The sequence below is a fragment of the Variovorax sp. M-6 genome, from assembly GCF_052114385.1.
In the GTDB taxonomy this organism is placed as follows: Bacteria; Pseudomonadota; Gammaproteobacteria; order Burkholderiales; family Burkholderiaceae_C; genus Variovorax.
In genome coordinates this window covers 182,366-198,677 of sequence record NZ_JBFREQ010000023.1, presented here as the reverse complement: position 1 = coordinate 198,677, position 16,312 = coordinate 182,366, and the positions used below count along the sequence as shown (strand labels likewise).

The window sequence follows — 16,312 nt, the reverse complement described above, 5'->3', positions numbered from 1 at the left end:
AACGACAACAGGATCAGGGACTTCATGTCTGGTCTCAGGCGGTGGGCAAGGTGTGCGCCTTGAAGGTCTCGCGCAGGCGGTTCTTGAGCATCTTCCCGGTCGCGCCGAGCGGGATCGCATCGACGAAGACGACGTCGTCCGGCGTCCACCACTTGGCGATCTTTCCCTCATAGAAGGCGAGCAGCTCCTCGCGGCTGAGCGCCTGTTCGGGCTTCTTCACGACCACCAGGAGCGGTCGCTCGTCCCACCTGGGGTGATAGGCGGCGATGCAGGCTGCCATCGCCACTTGCGGATGCGCCATCGCGATGTTCTCGAGGTCGATGGACCCGATCCACTCGCCGCCGGACTTGATGACGTCCTTGCTGCGGTCGGTGATCTGCATGTACCCGTCGCCGTCGATGGTCGCGACGTCGCCCGTGGGAAACCAGTCCTCTCCATCCGAATGCACCAGCGGCGAATCGCCCTCCCCCCTGAAATACCGGGAGACGATCCAGGGCCCGCGCACCAGCAGGTCACCGCTGGTCTTGCCGTCCCACTGCAGCTCGCCGCCGTCTTCGCCGACGATCTTCATGTCGATGCCGAAGATCGCGTGGCCCTGCTTGGCCTGCACGGCGTATCGCCCTTCCTGCGACAGCGACTCGTGCCGCGGCTTGAAGCTGCACACGGTTCCCAGCGGGCTCAGTTCGGTCATGCCCCAGGCATGCAGCACGTCTACGCCAAAGCGCTCCTGAAAGGTGCGGATCATCGCCGGCGGGCAGGCCGAGCCGCCGACGATGGTGCGACGCATCGTGCGGAAGCCGAGGCCCTTGTTCTCCATGTGGGCCAGCAGCCCCTGCCACACGGTCGGCACTCCCGCCGACACCGTAACGCCCTCGGCCTCGAACAACTCGTGCAGCGCCTTGCCATCCAGGCCGGGCCCGGGGAACACCAGCTTGGCGCCGACCATGCAGGCGACATAGGGCAGGCCCCAGGCGTTGACATGGAACATCGGGACGACCGGCAGGATCACGTCGCTCGCGGAGCAGTTCAGCGCATCGGGCAAGGCAGCGGCGAAGGTGTGCAGCATCGTCGAGCGGTGGCTGTAGAGCACGCCCTTTGGATTGCCCGTGGTGCCGGAGGTGTAGCAGAGCGACGAGGCCGCGTTCTCGTCGAGATCGGGCCATGCGAAGCGCTCGCTGCCGCTTTCGATCAGGTCCTCGTAGCACAAGAGGCCAGGCACGGTGCTCTGCGCCGGCATGTGTGCGCGATCGGTCATCGCGACGAAGTGGCGGATGGTCGTCGTGCGCGGCGCGATGGCCTCGACCAGCGGGAGGAACGTGAGGTCGAAGAACAGTACCTGGTCCTCGGCATGCTCCGCGATCCACACGACCTGGTCGGCATGCAGGCGCGGATTGAGCGTGTGCAGCACCGCACCCGAGCCCGACACGGCGTAGTACAGCTCCATGTGGCGGTGGCCGTTCCACGCCAGGGTCGCCACGCGCTGGGATTGGGCTACGCCCAACGATGCAAGTGCGTTGGCCATGCGACGCGAGCGCGCCGCCAGATCGCGGAAGGTGCAGCGATGGATGTCGCCCTCGACACGCCGAGACACGATTTCCTGGTCGCCGTGGTGTCGCTCGGCGTGCACCAGCAGCGAAGAGATCAGCAGCTGCTGCTGCATCATGAGTCCGTTCATTTGTCTTTCCTTGTCAGGCCGGCACGGCGGCAAATGCCGGCACCGGCTTTCTGAAATGCCTGTCGTTCAACAGGAAGTGCGAGAGGGCCGGGATGAGCACGAGCGCGCCGACCATGTTCCAGACGAACATGAAGGTCAGCAGGATGCCCATGTCGGCCTGGAACTTGATGGGCGAGAAGGCCCAGGTGATGACCCCGGCCGCGAGCGTGACGCCGACGAGCGCGACGACCCGGCCGGTGAACATCACCGCATCGCCGTAGGCCCGGGCCAGGGTCAGCCCTCGCCGCTGCCCTGCGAGCTGCACCGACAGCAGGTAAAGCGCATAGTCCACGCCGATGCCCACCCCGAGCGCGATCACCGGCAACGTGGCGACCTTGACCCCGATGCCCAGCCACACCATCAATGCCTCACAGAGGATCGAGGTGACAACCAGCGGGATCACGGCCACCAGAACCGCGCGCCATGAGCGGAAGGTCAGGAAGCACAGCACGATGACGGCCGCGTAGACATAGAACAGCATCGTGCGATTGGCCTCGTGCACCACGATGTTGGTCGCCGCCTCGATGCCCGCCGAACCGGCAGCGGGCAGGATCTGGATCACGGCCGGATCGGTCGGATGGTCCTTGACGAATCCTTCCACCACCGCGAGCACCTTCTGCAGCGTCTCGGCCTTGTGGTCCGAGAGATAGGCGACCAGCGGCATCACCGAGCATTCCGTGTTGAATAGCTCCGGGTTGTTCACCGTCGCCTGCTGCGCGCCGTAGTTCAGCACGTCCTGGTTGCGGCTGATGGTCAGCCACTTCGGGTTGCCCTCGAAGGAGCCGGCGGTGATCTGGCGCACCACGTCCTGCAGGCCGAGCGTTGCGCGCACTTCGGGAAGCTGTTGCAGTTCCCAGGCCAGGCGGTCCACATGCGCCAAGGTGTCGTACTTCAGGCAGCCTTCCTTGGGCGTCTTCACGATCACCGCGAAAAGATCGCTGGAGAGCGAGTAGTTCTTCGTGACGAAGGCGTTGTCGCGGTTGTAGCGCGAGTCGGGCCGCAGCTCCGGGGCGCCGGGATCGAGGTCGCCCACCTGCAGCTTCAGGCTCACCGCAAAGCCACCGACGGCGAGCGCCAGCGAACCCAGCACTGCAGCCAGCGCCCAACTGCGCTTTGCCGCGAAGTTGTCGAGCAAGCCCCAGAAGCGCCCGCCCCGCCCTGCAGCCTGATCCTGCTCCACCTTCAGGCTTCGCTCGGCCGCAGCCGGGCTCACACCCACATAGGACAGCAGCACCGGCAACAGCAGCAGGTTGGTGAAGATCAGCACCGCGACGCCGATGCTCGCGGTCAGCGCGAGTTCACGGATCACGGGGATCGGGATCAGCATCAGCACTGCGAAACCGACCGCATCGGCCATCAACGCCGTGACGCCCGCCAGGAAGAGCCGCCGGAAGGTGTAGCGCGCCGCCACCAGCCGGTGCGTGCCGCGGCCGATGTCCTGCATGATCCCGTTCATCTTCTGTGCCCCATGGCTCACGCCGATCGCAAAGACCAGGAAGGGCACCAGCATCGAGTAAGGATCGAGCTCCAGGCCGACGAGCTTGACCAGCCCCACCTGCCACAACACCGCGACCAGCGAGCACGCCAGCACCATCGCCGTGCTGCGCACGCAACGCGTGTAGCCGTACAGCAGCAGCGCAGCGATGACCGTGGCGGCGCCGAAGTACATCATCACCTGCAGCAGGCCGTCCAGCAGGTCGCCGATGATCTTGGCGAAGCCGATCACGTGCACCTTCACGCCCCAGGGCTTGCCGTCGGGGGCGAGCCCCTGCTCGTACTTGTCGCGGATCTGGCTCTCGATCTCGCGCGAGAGCCGCCAGTAGTCGAGCCGCCCGTCCTTGCCGTGGTCCAGCAGCGGCGCGACGATGGCGCTGGACTTGAAGTCGTTGGCCACGATGCTGCCGACCAGGCCCGCGCGGGCGACGTTCGTGCGCAGCTTCTCGACGCTGGCGCTCTTGCCGTCGAAGTTGTCGGGCATGACGGGTCCGCCCTGGAAGCCTTCTTCGGTCACCTCGGTCCAGCGCGTCGCCGGTGTCCAGAGCGACTTGACCCAGGCGCGGTCCACGCCCTGCGTGAGGAACAGGTCGTCGTTGATGTGCTTGAGCGCCTGGAGGTAACGGGCGTCGAAAATGTCGCCGTTCTCGTTCTCCACCACCACGCGCAGCGTGTTGCCCATGCCGCGCAGTTCGCTGCGATTCTGGAGGTAGTTCTGGATGTAGGGATGACCGACGGGGATCATCTTTTCGAAGCTGGCGTTGAGCGAGATGCGGGAGGCGAAGAAGCCCAGCACCAGGGTGGCGACCAGGCAGGCCAGCGTGACCGCCAGGCGGTGGTTGAAGACGGCGCGCTCGAGCCAGTTGCCCGAATCCCGCGGGAAATCCGCGAGTTCGCGCACGACCGGCATGCGGTCGAGTCCGGAAGTGGGGGCCATTACTTGTCCTTGGAAATCAACTCGACGGTGCGCAGCCCGCGCAAGCCACCCACCACGAGTTCGGTCTTGCCGCTGAAGGCGACGGCGGCAAGCGGCATGGGCGAACGCAGGAGCGAAGTCGCGAAGTTGCGGCCGCCGTCGCCGCTGACGGCGATGGCGCCGCCCTGGTCGACCAGGACCAGCGTTCCGTCGCCGCCGACGGCGTTGCCGACGATGCTGGCCGTGAGGCCGGTCTTCGCCGGCTCCCAGGAGCCGCCATCGTCGACGCTCAGAAAGGCGTTGCCGCGCATGCCGTAGGCCAGCACGCCCGCATGGGTCGCTGCCAGCCCGAAATAGCTGCCCTTGTAGGGAGAGGCCAGCGGCCGGAATCGCTGCGTATCGCGGTCGAGTTTCAGCAGCAGGCCGGCCTCGCCCGCGATGTAGATCTCGCCGCGATGGGCGCGGATTGCGTAGAAGTTCAGGAGGCCCGGGTTGTCGGTGCGATCGAGCCACGGCTCCCAGGTTTCGCCGCCATTGGCGGTGCGCAGGATCAGGCCGTAGGCGCCGACGACGAAGCCCTCGTTCGCACCGACGAAGCAGAGATCGAGGAAGGGCTTGTCGGGGCCGGCCTCGGCGTTGCGCCGGGCCTCGACGAGGAGCTTGCGGTCTTGATCGGTAGCGTCGGACGCCGCGACGCGTCGTTGCATGTGATCGAGCACCAGCGCATTGGCCTGGCGTCCGTCGAGCAGCCGTGTCCAGCCATGGCCGCCGTCGCGAGTGCCGAGCACGACACCGTCGTGGCCGGTCGCATAGCCGAGCTTCGCATCGACGAAGCTCACGGCGGTGAGGTCCGAGCTGACCGGCACCAGGGCCTGCACCCAGACGCGACCGCCATCTTCCGAATGCACGATGTGGCCGCGCTGGCCGACGGCGACCAGCCGGTCGCCGGCCCGCGCGATGCCCGTGATGAGCCGCTCGGCGGCCAGCGGGCTCATCCTTGCAGGATGGTCCAGCACCTCGCTGGCCGCCGCCGCTGCCGTGGCCGTGCCGGAGGCCGCCAGCGAACCGAGCGCCGCCAGCAGCATGCTTCTGCGTTGCACCTCAGCCCCGCTCAGCGCACGCCGGAGCCAGCCAGCGCGTCGGCCGACCAGGCGTTGGCGGACAGCGGGTCGGTGTACTTGACACCGACGTTGTAGGCGCCCAGCAGACCGGTCATGTTGTAGCCACCGGTGGTGAAGTCGTGGAACGACTGGCCCATGGCCGCCGGCGCCGGCAGATCGTAGGACGGGTTCGTGTAGACGAAGCCCGCGCGGTAGAGCTGGCCACGCGCGTCGTACATGTCCGAAGCCACCGCGACCCAGCTGTCCTCGTCGACGTAGAAGGTACGCTTGGCGTAGATGTGGCGCTTGTCGGCCTTCAGCGTGGCCTCCACCACCCACACGCGGTGCGGTTCCCAACGCACGTAGTCCGGGTTCAGGTGGTTGGGTGTGGTGACAGCGTACGGGTCCTTGGCATAGACCAGCTTGAAGGCGTTGTATGGAACCAGCATCTCCTGCTTGCCCACGAGCTTGAAGTCGTAGCGGTCCATCGCGCCGTTGAAGACCCAGGCGTCGTCGTAGGTCGAGGCGCCGGCGGAACCCGGATTGGGCGTGTCGTAGCCGATGTCCGGCGCGAGCTTCACGCGGCGCTGGCCGGGCAGGTACTGCCAGGCACGGCGGCCGTTCTTCATCGGGTTGATGTAGTCCTGCGCGAGCAACGCCTCGCCCGCCCGGCGTGCCGGTGCGGTGTAGGCGATCTTGGTGCGGACGTAGATGTCGTTGTCCGCCGATGCGCCCGTGCGCTTCGGGTCGTAGTACGGGTAGTCCATGTAGATCTGCCCGGTGGTCGCGAGCACCGCCTTGCCCGACGCGTCGACGTTGATGGAGTCGTACTGCGTGTAGTAGCTCTGGCCCGTGTAACGCAGCAGGTGGTTCCACATCACCTCGTTGCCGGTCTTCGGGATCGGGAACGGAATGCCGGCGTAGGTGCCTTCGAGACCGAGGCCGTCATCGGTGGCCTTCACGGCGGTGGCGTTCTTCACCGTGTTGTCGAGCACGTACTTCGGGAAGGCCATCGAGCGATGCGACGGGTACACGTCGACGCGCATCGTCGGGTACTTCTTCAGCAGTTCCCTGGTGCCGGCGGTCAGCTTGGATTCGTACTGGGCCATGTTCTGCGCGGTGATCGCGTAGAGCGGCTTCTCGGCGGCGTACGGGTCGGGGCGAATGCCGGAGCTCTTCTCGTAGCCGGCCGGCAGGGTGGTGAGGCCGCCGGTGTATTCGGGGATGCTCTTGTCAGCATTGCCGGCGCGCTCGGCGCCGGTCTGCGTGAGGGTGGTGCCGAGCTTCCTGGCCTCGTCGGCGCCGACGGCGGCGAGGGAAGCCTGGGCGGCGAGCGCAAGCAGCGCGCCGGCCCAGAGGGGTCGTATTGGCTTCATGGGGTTGTCTCCGTGAGTTTGAGGTGGCGACGACTCAGAAGGTCGTCTTGAAGGTGAGCAGGACGTGCCCGCGGTCGGACAGCACGGCGTTGGTGCCGTTGGCCACGTTCATTGCGCCGGTGGGTGTGGTGCTGTAGTCGCCATAGAAGCCGACGTAGCGCAGCGAGAAGTTGTACTTGGCGCGGACGTCGGCAGCGATGCCGATGCCGAACGACCCGGCATTCTTGTTGCCGCCCGACAGCACGGCCGAATTGCCCGAGATCCCGCCCGACCAGCTCAGCGGCAGCGACAGGTCGACGCCCGGGTACACCTGGTACCAGGTCGGGGTGAAGTTCAGGCCCAGGCCGAAGTAGTCCTTGCTGACCGCGTCGACATTGGCAGGGTTGGCGCGGTAGGCGTCGTTGCCCTTGAAGGCGCCGGGGTTCTGCGACACGCTGAGCCAGCGGTTCCACACCAGCTCGGCGTTCCAGGTCGCGGTGTCGAAAAGAGGCGTCTTCGACACCGTGCCCAACACATTCAGGATGCCGTGCATCGTGTTGCCGCGGGCGCCCGGCGTGTCGCCGCCGAGCTGGCCGAGTTGGGCCAGCGAGATCGCGCCCGTTGCGGGATTGACCAGCGCCGCGGGCAGCACCTGCACCGGCACGCTCTGCAGCGGCATGTTGTTGCGGTAGCTGAGTTCGGCCCCGACACTCACGCCGGCGACGTTCTTCGACAGGCTGAGGCCGTAGATGTCGATGTCTCGGCCGTAGAAGGCCTGGTACTGGCCGACGTAGCCGGCCTGGACTTGCGGCAGCGTGGCGGCGCCCGGATTGATGTAGCAGGTGCTCGGGCCGACGGGGCGCAGTCCGGCGCGCGTGCACGCTGCGGCGGGCACGCCGGCAGCGACGGCGGGCAGGAGCGCGAGCTGCGGCTGGATGTCCGCGGTGCGGCGGCCGTACAGGCCGGCAGTGCCGTCCAGCCACTCGGGGCTCCAGCGCGCCGAAAGGCCGAAGTCGCCGGTCTTTTTCGGGTCGCCGCCCGCGGTCTGCAGCAGGCGCTGGCCCGGCCCCGCGATGAGCGAGTCGCCGCCGTGCAGCAAGGCGTCGTTCACCGTCAGGTAGCTGCCCGACTCGGGATAGCGCACGCTCTCCCAGTCGAAGAAGGCCTGCGCGGACAGCGACAGCTCGGGCGCGGGCTGGACCTGCAAGGTCGCCGAGTTGCGCGGACGATAGATCTCCTTCGCCTCGATGCCGGGCGTGGCGAGGGCCTTCCACAGATCCAGCGAATACTGGCCGTAGCTGATGCCGTGGATGGCGCCGTTGCCCAGCAGGCTCTCGCCCCAGTACACGGTGTGCTTGCCCAGGCGCAGGCTCACGTCCGTCTCGCCGAAAGACCTGCTGCCGAAGACGAAGGCGTCGAGCAGTTCGCCCGATGGACCCTTGGCATAACGCGAGGTGTAGTCGGAGAGCGCTCCCGCCGTGGGCAGGCCGTAGACCAGCGTGTTGGCGGTGGCGTTGTTGCGGTTGTCCAGGCTGTTGTAGGCGCCATCGGCCCAGGCCGTACCGCTCAGGCGGAAGCCGTATTTCCTGTCGACCACGAGGTCGAGTTCACTCAGCAGATCCAGGCGGTTGGCGATCAGCGAGTGGTTGCTGAAATTGCGGTCGCCGTCATCGAAGTTCGGATTGCCGAGGATCGCCTTGTCCTGGCCCTGGACCCGCTGCCCCAGGTTGTAGCGCAGGGTATTGTCCCAGCGGAGGACGACATCGGGGTTGCCCGTATCGATCTCCATGGCGTGGGCGACCGGGACCAGGGCAAGAAGGGCCAGCGCGGCGGCGGACACCGCACTGAGGCGATGGCGGCTGGCGGGCGCGCGAAAAACACGGTGGGGCACGAAAACTGTCTCCTCGGGGGTTGGCATGAAGGCGGGACTTGGGCGCCCGCTCGGGGGAATGAACAGGGTCAGCAGTAGCCCATCTTTCGGGCATCGATCAACAGCACGCGCCGCAGCAGGGAACGCGACAGGCGGCGCAGGTGGTACAGCGGCTTGGCGAAGGGACCGACCAGCACGAACTCCTGGCCGCTGCGCACGGCGTCGACGATCGCGTCGGCAGCGACCTCCGCGTTCACGCCCTTGGCCTCGTCGTACGCCGAAGATTCCGCACGCTCATGGGCATTCGCGCTCCAGGTACTTCCGGTGACCACGGATCGTGGAGACAATCGCCGTGCACAAGCGGTGGTGCCCGGCAAGGATCGAGGTGCTGATGAGTTCGTCAAACATGGGGGTTTCTTCCGCGATGCCGGAAGAGGCAGGTGCGTGCGGATGGAGTACATGGATGATCGAAAAAGTGACTGATTACGGCAAAGTCACTTGCCGACACTTGCTTGTCAATTTCCGACAAGGTGGTGGATACCCGCCCCTGCGCGGAGACCTGCGATGACCGCTGCACCCAAGCGCGCGCCGGTGCGCTACTTTTCGCTGATGCTGGGATTTCTGGCGGCGCAGGGTGTGGACACGACCCGTCTGCTGGAGATGGCGCGGATCGAATCGGGCCGTTTCGAGCGCAGCGACGGCATGCTGCTGCCGATGGAAGTGGAATCCTTGATCATCGCGGCGCACCGCCTCACCGGCCGCACCGACCTGGGCTTCGAGGTCGGCCGCCTGATCAAGCTCAATTCGCACGACCTGCTCGGCTACGCGATGCTCAGCTGCGAGGACCTCGACCGCATGCTGCGGCTCACGAGCCGCTACTACCACTTCATCAACGAGCTGTTCACGTTGAGGTACCGACGCTGGCCGGAGCGTGGCGAGGCCGTGTTCGTCCCGGTGGTCGCCATGCCGGTGCAAACCATGCGCTTCTCCTTGGACGTCATCGCGCTGTCGGTCCAGAACCAGCTCGAGATGCTGTTCGGCCCCGAGATGACGCCTTACGACATTCGCATGGGAATGCCGGCCCCGGAGCACCATGCGCGCTACGCCAGCCTGGGCGCGGCTCGCTTCCATTTCGACGACAGGGCCCTGCCCGGCATCACGCTGTCGATGGACCGCGCGCTGCTCGACCGGCCGTTTCCGATGGCCTCGCCGCAGGTGGTCAAGCAGGTCGAGGAGCGCATGCAGTCGTTGCAGCGGCGACCGGTTCCGGACGCGGGCTGGGGCGACTATGTGGCCATGTTGCTGCGCGAATCGACGGGGCAAGTCACGCTCGACGACATCGCACAGCGGATGAACATTTCCGCACGCACCATCGATCGCAACCTGAAGAAGGAGCACCTGAACTTCCGCGACCTGTCGCAGCAGGTGCGCTTCGAACGCGCACGCGAGCTGCTCGGGCAGCGGGGCGCGACGGTGGCACGGGTCGCCGAGCAGCTTGGCTTCAGCGATGCGGCGAACTTCAGTCGTGCGTTCCGGCGCCACGCCGGTGTGACGCCGGGTGAGTTTCAGCAGCAGGCGGGTTCCGGGGCGGGGCCATAGCCTCCGGCGCTCCGCGTCGAGTCGGTGCACGGGCACGCGGACGACGCAGCGTCGCGCCTCGCATGGCGCACGATGGCGCCATGACGCCCGCAAGCCAGCTTCCAGACAGGTCAGGCTGCCTGCAACACAACCTCTTCGAAGGTCCGCAGCGGCTTGATGAACGGCTCCAGCAGCTTGCCGGCTTGCTCGCTGGTCAGCACCTCGGATGCGGTGAGCTTGGTCAGCGTGCGTTCGGCCCCTCTCGGTTCCCAGACGTCTTCGCCAATCAGGCGGCATTGGTCGTCGTAGGGCCAGAACATCTGCATGCCGGGAACCCTCATCAGGTAGTAGGCATTCTCGTCGTCGACCGCGATTCCGTTGCCGGCCAGTGTCTTGCCATGCGTCTGCTGGTACATCGTGGCCACCGATGCGATGAAGTTGTCGGCGACGGCGATCTGCTCGTCTTCGACGTAGAAGATCGACTGGTTGGTCTGCGCCCAAACCGCATAGAAGCCCTTGACGGCTTCAGCGCCGTCGAGCGTGGCGCTGTTGCCGCCCACCTCGAAGTGGTACAGCGGGCTCGCGACCGTCATTTCAGGCGCAAAGATCTCTTCGTAGCGCCCGCCGATCTCGAGGAAGCGGTGGCGGTAGTAGGCCTCGAGCATGAAGCGGTGACGCGGGTTGGTCGTCACCTTCATGAGTTCGTCGATGGCGCGGTTGGTCTTGCGTACGTCGAGATTGGGATTGTTCAGGATCATCATGGACTCGGATGGTGGCTGTCGGGTCCATGGATCTTCGATCAGCGTCTCCGGCGGTGCACGGTCACTTCCCGACACTTCCTAGTCAGTTCTCGCCATGCCGGTGGATACCCTTACGGCGCGACCGCCCGGCCGAATCAGAAGGCCTTGGTGACGGACAACGCTTCACGGCCTTGCTTGCGTCGTCGGACTTCACCAACCCTCCTCCCACGGCGGCACAGGCCCGAAGCGCGCGATGAGAAAGTCAATCAGCACCCGCACCCGCGACGGCTGCGTGCGATTGGGCAGGTAGACCAGATAGATGGCGCCCTCGGGCACCGGTTGGAACTGCCGCAGCAACGGCACGAGGGTCCCTTGCCGCACGTCCGCGCCCACCATGTGGAGCGGCAGCAGGCCCACACCGAGGCCGCAAAGGGTGGCCGCGCGGACCGCCTCCAGATCATCGGTCTCGAATGAAGCCGGAACCTTCAGCGCGTATTTCCGCCCGCTGCGCCGGAACGTCCAGACCCCTTTGGGCGCGAGCATTGGAAAGAACACGCAGTCGTGCTTCTCCACGTCCTCGATCCGGCGCGGCGTGCCGCGCTGCGCGAGATACGCCGGCGAGGCGAGCAAGACGAGTCGGCTGACCGCGAGCTTTCGTGCGACCAGATTCGGCGCCGGGGGCGACGAACGGATGCCGAGGTCGAAGCCCTCGGCGCCCAGGTCCACGGTGCGATTGCTGCAGGAGAGCCTGACCTGGATCTTTGGATACTGCTGCTGGAATTCGACCATTGCGGGCAACACGTGCCGCACCGCGAACGCCGGGATCGCGGTCATCTTCACGACTCCGGCCGGCTCGGACTGAGCCTGCGTCACGCGTCGCTCGGCAAGTTCCGCTTCCTGCAGGATGTTCGCGCAGTGCTCGTAGAAGATGCTGCCGGCTTCGGTCAGGCCGAGCTTGCGCGTCGAGCGGTTCAGCAGCTTCACCCCCAGCGAGCACTCCAGCGCGCTGACCTCCCGGCTCGCCAGCGATTTTGAGATGCCGAGCTTGTCAGCGGCGGCGGAAAAGCTCTTCGCGCCCACCACCTCCGCGAACACGTTCATGCCGGTCAGCCTGCTTTTCATTGGATATGCCCTGGCAACAATGGGTTGAACTGGACACTATTTATCAGATTGCCGCAACGGACTAAATTTCTTCGCACCGGCCCCATTCCCGGTCCGGCAACGAACCAAGGAGACAGTCATGAGCGGCGAATTGATCAGGGTGGGCCAACTCGAGATCCGCTATCTCGTCGATGGCGCGGAAAAGGGCGGGTTGGGCGTGTTCGAGATGACGGTGCCTGCGGGGGCCATCGTTCCCCCGCCGCACAGCCACACCGACAACGAGGAGTACGTCTATGTCCTGGAAGGCACGCTGCGCTACTCCGTCGACGGGGTATCGCGCGACCTCGGGCCGGGTGACTGGATGTCGACGCCGCGAGGCTCGACGCATCATTTCATCAACAGGGCCGATGTTGCGGTGCGCGCACTGGTCATCATGACACCGGACATCGGGCCGCAATATTTCCACGATGTCGGCGCCGTCGTCAACGCGGGCGGGCCGCCTGATCGAGCCAGGTTGGCTCAGGTGATGGCGCAATATGGACTGATTCCGGCGCGGCCGCCGGCACCGGCAAACCTGCCGGCCGAGCAGATCCCCGGCTGACATGCCGCAGAGACGCCAGGCTCCTCGCCGCCGGACGCAGCGAGGAACTGATCATCGAAGGCACCAAGACGCACAGGTGCCGTCGCCCAGGGGTAGAACGAAAATGGTTTTGGCCGTGGCGAGCGAGCACGGCGAGAGACTTCTGCGCCATCAGCCCGGATCAGAGCAGTGGCGAACCAATCGCCAGGCACGCAGTTCAAGCGGCTCAAGCGGCATCGAGGTTGCGGCGAGTCCGACTGAGACTCGATACTACAGTTCCATCACCACCCGGCCGTCGATTGCGCCCTTCTTCATCTGCTCGAAAACAGCGTTGATGTTCTCGAGTCGGTCGGTGCTGAAGTGCGCCGCGACCTTTCCCTCGGCGGCAAAGGCCAGCGCCTCCTGCAAGTCCTTGCGGGTGCCAACGATCGAGCCGCGCACCGTCTTGGCGTTGAGCACGACATCGAAGATCGGCAGCCCAAAGTCGCCCGGGGGCAAGCCCACCAGCGACATCGTGCCGCGTTTGTGCAGCATGCCCACGCCCTGCGCGAAGGCGCTGCGCGAGACCGCCGTGACCAGCACGCCGTGGGCGCCGCGCACGTGCTTCTGCACCTCCTGCACCACGTCCTGCGTGGCCGCGTTGACCACCATGTCTGCGCCGAGCGCCGTGGCCAGCGCCAGCTTGTCGTCGGAGATGTCGACCGCGATGACGTGGAAGCCCATCGCCTTGGCGTACTGCACGGCCATGTGGCCCAGGCCGCCGATGCCGGAGATGGCAACCCAGTCCCCCGGCTTGCAGTCCAGAACCTTCAGCCCCTTGTAGACGGTGACACCGGCGCACAGCAACGGCGCGGTCGGGATGAATTCCAGGTTGGCGGGCAACAGGCCGACATATCCAGGGTCGGCCAGCACGTATTCGGCGTAGCCCCCGTTGACGGTGTAGCCGGTCATCTGCTGTTCGCCGCACAGGGTCTCCCAGCCAGTGATGCAGTGTTCGCAGTGACCGCAGGCGGTATGTAGCCAGGGCACGCCGACCCGGTCGCCTTCCTTCAGGTGCTTGACGCCGCGGCCCAGCGCCGCGACGAAACCCACGCCTTCGTGGCCGGGAATGAACGGGAGCGAGGGTTTGACCGGCCAGTCGCCGCTGGCGGCGTGCAGGTCCGTATGACACACGCCCGAGGCCACCACCTTGACCAGGACGCCGCCTTCGGGAACGTCGGGAACGTCAACTTCCTCGATCGCGAGGGGCTGGCCGAACTGATGCACGACGGCCGCCTTCATCGTCTGCGCCATGAAACACTCCTCGAAGCGCCGGCAACATTGCCTACGTGCGCAATCCAAGCGCCCGTCTGGACCATGATCCGACCGTGGGGCAGGGTCGTCAAGCGGCAACAGCGGAGCGGTCTTGGCTGGCTCCGCGAGATACCTTGGTCGCCAATTTGGCGTACCGTCGAGATTCGCGACCGCGGACCGGGCCGAATCCGGCTGTCCGCTGCATTCTGCCCCGCCGTGCCTTCGCTGCTCTGCCGGGCCGGCCGTCGAGGACAGCGGGCCGCAACGCGTTGTCGAGGATCCAGCGGGCCCCGGCCCGACGGGTCGGAAACCTGCAATCCCACGATGCGGGCAATGGCGGACACATGGCGTTGCACTGGCGCAGCGATTGCGTCGCACGACAGCGCGGCAGTGTCCAGCTTTTAATCGGGCCCACCAAGCCAAGCAGGGCCGTTGTTTCACGACATTTTGAAGCATCTGGTTTTTTTGTTTGTCGACAATGGGTTAGCGCTGTTTTCTCAACGAATCGACCCGGATGTTTCACGAAATGATGCAGCTGCCGTGCATTTTGTCGATCCATACCCACTTGTCGCACATAATTAGGTTATTGAGTAACCAAATAGACCGATGCAAGCACCTCCAGTCTTCGTCGACATTCAGCTGGCGAACTCCGACAGCCATGCACCACTGCTTCGGGATGAAGCGTTTTCCAGCGAAGCAACTGCCAGCCGCGGGTGGCCCACCGTATGCACCTTGGCCGAACTGGGCCGCATTCTCACGTTGATCCATGGCGTGCGGGCACCTGCCGATGCCTCGCTCAAGAAGTGGAGCGCCGCGGGTGCATTCAGGAGCTGCATGGCCAGCCAGGAAGAGATCGACGCCAGCGAAGCGCCCTCCTCGTTCACCCACGAAGCGCTGCAGCGGCCGCGGCGAGGCGGTCGTCCGGGCCTCAGGCTGCGCACCGCTGCGGCGATCGGACGCGTGTACGAACTGTGGCCGTTCCTGGCCGAGTCCGATTCCCATGCAGTCCTCGAACTGGCCGTGGCCCGCACCGCCGACCACTTCCGTTCCGCCCTCGGGCCCATCTCACCGCTGCCCTCCGCGCAGCCACCCGCCTCTGCCGCGGCAACGCCGGAGCCCGTGCTGCAGGAAGTTCAGGAACAGCTTGCGATGCTGACCCGGGAGATGGCGACGGTGCGTCGCGAGCTCGCCCAGTTCTCGACCTTGCGCAACAACCTCATCACCAAACTGGACGATGTGGTGGCACGCGCCAAGGACGGCTTTGCCGGCGGCGCCCAGGCCGCGGGTCCCGGCTTCGATCCCTTGGCGGAGGCGCGCCGCGATCGAGACATGGGCATCATGAAGTCGACGCTGGCGGAGATTCTCGCCTCGCTGGAGCGCATCGAGGCGGCTCGCTCCTGAGGGCCGCGAGCCGGGGGTAGTTTCAAACTACCCCCGGCCGGGCTCGGTGCCGGACCCATAAAAAAAGGGGGGTAGTTTGAAACTACCCCCCCTTTTTACGTTCAACCCGACACTCAGATCGAATCGACAAACCCCTGCATCGTCTTGATCAGAGCGTTCTGCTGATCCGCCGACAGCTTGATCGACAGTCTCACCGAGGGGCGCCCGATCGCGTCGAACCTCAAGGACCCCACCTTCTGGCCAGCCACTTTCAGCGCATGGCTGGCCTGTACCGGCAGCGGAGCGGCTTCCGGCACCACCGAAGGCGGCGAAACCAGCCGCGCAAACACACTCTTCGCGGGCAGCACGCCCTTGTCGACCGACAAGGCCTGCGCCCTCGCGAGCAGCCCCGATTCGTCTTCGGTCATTGCCTTGCCGAGATCCGTGGCCCAGGCCAGCTGAATCGACTGCGGCGTCGGAAAGGCGGCAATGACCGCGGCAGGCAACCGTGCCAGCGCCAGCGCCTTGCCGAGGTTGCTGATGTCCACGCCCAACGCCGCCGCCATCTGCCGGTTCGAGGGATAGACGCCCTTCTCGAGCGCGCGCAGGTAAGTCATGCCCTGCTCCCACGGCGACGGATCCGCCCTGCCCCGGTTCTCCCGGTCCATCTCCTCGATCAGCGCGCGATCGTCCAGGTTCTCGACCACCGCCCAGACCGGCAAGCCGATCTGGCGGCAAGCCTCGTAGCGCCGGTGTCCGAACACCAGTTCATAGCGCGGCCCGTCGCCGGGATTCGCGATCGCACGAACCTTGATCGGCTGCGAGTTCCGGCCTGCCTCCTGGATCTCGCGCTTGAAATCCTCGAACAGCTTTCCCTCGAACGCCGACGCATGCCGGTTGGCAAACTCGCTGCGCGCGATGTCGGCGGTGTCGATCAGGCGTGCCGGCAGGGCGCCATCCCAGCTGCGCAGCTCCTCGCTGACTTCGCTCAGGCGCCCTTCCAGTTCATCCACCTGCGCCGCCCGCGCCCGAAGCTGGTCGTTCTCCCGCAACAGATCCGAGCGCTGGTCGTTGGCAAAAGCCATCATCGCGCCCGGCGCCGTCTTGGGCTTCACAAGCTCCGGATTGGGCTGCGAAGTCGGCATGATCGACGCGAAGTCGATCTTGGAAGCTTTGTCTTTCAATCCCATG

Annotated in this window: 13 protein-coding genes; 3 read left to right on the top strand and 10 right to left on the bottom strand. The window is 65.9% G+C overall.

Features of this window, described 5'->3' with window-relative positions; translation table 11 throughout:
* Positions 1 to 34: 34 nt before the first annotated feature.
* The 6 genes from AB4Z46_RS23990 to AB4Z46_RS23965 form a co-directional block, all read right to left on the bottom strand.
* Entirely contained in the window at positions 35 to 1,675 is a 1,641-nt protein-coding gene (locus AB4Z46_RS23990; RefSeq protein ID WP_442286048.1) for a 3-(methylthio)propionyl-CoA ligase, read from the bottom strand.
* A gap of 13 nt (positions 1,676 to 1,688) precedes the next feature.
* The gene (locus AB4Z46_RS23985; protein WP_442286047.1) at positions 1,689 to 4,145 is read right to left on the bottom strand and encodes an efflux RND transporter permease subunit; all 2,457 of its coding nucleotides are present in this window, start codon (positions 4,143 to 4,145) and stop codon (positions 1,689 to 1,691) included.
* Positions 4,145 to 5,224 (bottom strand): WD40/YVTN/BNR-like repeat-containing protein, encoded by a 1,080-nt coding sequence (locus tag AB4Z46_RS23980; RefSeq protein ID WP_442286046.1) that lies wholly within the window; start codon positions 5,222 to 5,224, stop codon positions 4,145 to 4,147. The genes AB4Z46_RS23985 and AB4Z46_RS23980 overlap by 1 nt, the downstream gene beginning before the upstream one ends.
* Positions 5,225 to 5,235: 11 nt before the next feature.
* Complete coding sequence (locus AB4Z46_RS23975; protein WP_442286045.1) at positions 5,236 to 6,600, bottom strand: DUF1329 domain-containing protein; 1,365 nt, start codon at positions 6,598 to 6,600, stop codon at positions 5,236 to 5,238.
* Between the two features lie 34 nt (positions 6,601 to 6,634).
* Positions 6,635 to 8,470, bottom strand: a complete 1,836-nt coding sequence (locus AB4Z46_RS23970) for a DUF1302 domain-containing protein (RefSeq protein ID WP_442286044.1) — start codon at positions 8,468 to 8,470, stop codon at positions 6,635 to 6,637.
* 68 nt (positions 8,471 to 8,538) lie between these two features.
* On the bottom strand, positions 8,539 to 8,706 hold the full coding sequence (locus AB4Z46_RS23965) for a hypothetical protein (RefSeq protein WP_442286043.1): 168 nt from the start codon (positions 8,704 to 8,706) through the stop codon (positions 8,539 to 8,541).
* A 307-nt stretch (positions 8,707 to 9,013) separates the two neighbouring features.
* Here AB4Z46_RS23965 and AB4Z46_RS23960 point away from each other — a divergent pair, with 307 nt between their 5' ends.
* Positions 9,014 to 10,048, top strand: a complete 1,035-nt coding sequence (locus tag AB4Z46_RS23960) for a helix-turn-helix domain-containing protein (protein ID WP_442286042.1) — start codon at positions 9,014 to 9,016, stop codon at positions 10,046 to 10,048.
* 110 nt (positions 10,049 to 10,158) lie between these two features.
* On the opposite strand, the gene AB4Z46_RS23955 is transcribed toward AB4Z46_RS23960, so the two are convergent.
* Together AB4Z46_RS23955 and AB4Z46_RS23950 are read right to left on the bottom strand one after the other, a co-directional pair.
* On the bottom strand, positions 10,159 to 10,785 hold the full coding sequence (locus AB4Z46_RS23955; RefSeq protein WP_442286041.1) for a hypothetical protein: 627 nt from the start codon (positions 10,783 to 10,785) through the stop codon (positions 10,159 to 10,161).
* 192 nt (positions 10,786 to 10,977) lie between these two features.
* The gene (locus AB4Z46_RS23950; RefSeq protein WP_442286040.1) at positions 10,978 to 11,889 is read right to left on the bottom strand and encodes a LysR family transcriptional regulator; all 912 of its coding nucleotides are present in this window, start codon (positions 11,887 to 11,889) and stop codon (positions 10,978 to 10,980) included.
* 118 nt (positions 11,890 to 12,007) lie between these two features.
* On the opposite strand from AB4Z46_RS23950, the gene AB4Z46_RS23945 reads away from it, so the two are divergent.
* A complete protein-coding gene (locus tag AB4Z46_RS23945) occupies positions 12,008 to 12,469 on the top strand; it encodes a cupin domain-containing protein (RefSeq protein WP_442286039.1) in 462 nt (153 codons plus the stop codon).
* A gap of 249 nt (positions 12,470 to 12,718) precedes the next feature.
* Here the strand turns inward: AB4Z46_RS23945 and adhP are convergent, their stop codons facing one another.
* On the bottom strand, positions 12,719 to 13,741 hold the full coding sequence (gene adhP, locus AB4Z46_RS23940) for an alcohol dehydrogenase AdhP (protein WP_442286038.1): 1,023 nt from the start codon (positions 13,739 to 13,741) through the stop codon (positions 12,719 to 12,721).
* A gap of 834 nt (positions 13,742 to 14,575) precedes the next feature.
* Between adhP and AB4Z46_RS23935 the strand changes: the two genes are divergently transcribed.
* Positions 14,576 to 15,142, top strand: a complete 567-nt coding sequence (locus AB4Z46_RS23935) for a hypothetical protein (RefSeq protein WP_442286037.1) — start codon at positions 14,576 to 14,578, stop codon at positions 15,140 to 15,142.
* Between the two features lie 113 nt (positions 15,143 to 15,255).
* Here the strand turns inward: AB4Z46_RS23935 and AB4Z46_RS23930 are convergent, their stop codons facing one another.
* Entirely contained in the window at positions 15,256 to 16,311 is a 1,056-nt protein-coding gene (locus AB4Z46_RS23930) for a ParB/RepB/Spo0J family partition protein (protein WP_442286036.1), read from the bottom strand.
* Position 16,312 lies beyond the last annotated feature (1 nt).

Bases quoted from the DNA above. Each gene is read 5' to 3' on its own strand.
- AB4Z46_RS23960 (WP_442286042.1), top strand. From the start codon at position 9,014: ATGACCGCTGCACCCAAGCGCGCGCCGGTGCGCTACTTTTCGCTGATG.
- AB4Z46_RS23975 (WP_442286045.1), bottom strand. From the start codon at position 6,600: ATGAAGCCAATACGACCCCTCTGGGCCGGCGCGCTGCTTGCGCTCGCC.
- AB4Z46_RS23985 (WP_442286047.1), bottom strand. From the start codon at position 4,145: ATGGCCCCCACTTCCGGACTCGACCGCATGCCGGTCGTGCGCGAACTC.
- AB4Z46_RS23935 (WP_442286037.1), top strand. From the start codon at position 14,576: ATGGCCAGCCAGGAAGAGATCGACGCCAGCGAAGCGCCCTCCTCGTTC.
- AB4Z46_RS23955 (WP_442286041.1), bottom strand. From the start codon at position 10,785: ATGATCCTGAACAATCCCAATCTCGACGTACGCAAGACCAACCGCGCC.
- AB4Z46_RS23930 (WP_442286036.1), bottom strand. From the start codon at position 16,311: ATGGGATTGAAAGACAAAGCTTCCAAGATCGACTTCGCGTCGATCATG.
- AB4Z46_RS23950 (WP_442286040.1), bottom strand. From the start codon at position 11,889: ATGAAAAGCAGGCTGACCGGCATGAACGTGTTCGCGGAGGTGGTGGGC.
- AB4Z46_RS23990 (WP_442286048.1), bottom strand. From the start codon at position 1,675: ATGAACGGACTCATGATGCAGCAGCAGCTGCTGATCTCTTCGCTGCTG.
- adhP (WP_442286038.1), bottom strand. From the start codon at position 13,741: ATGGCGCAGACGATGAAGGCGGCCGTCGTGCATCAGTTCGGCCAGCCC.
- AB4Z46_RS23945 (WP_442286039.1), top strand. From the start codon at position 12,008: ATGAGCGGCGAATTGATCAGGGTGGGCCAACTCGAGATCCGCTATCTC.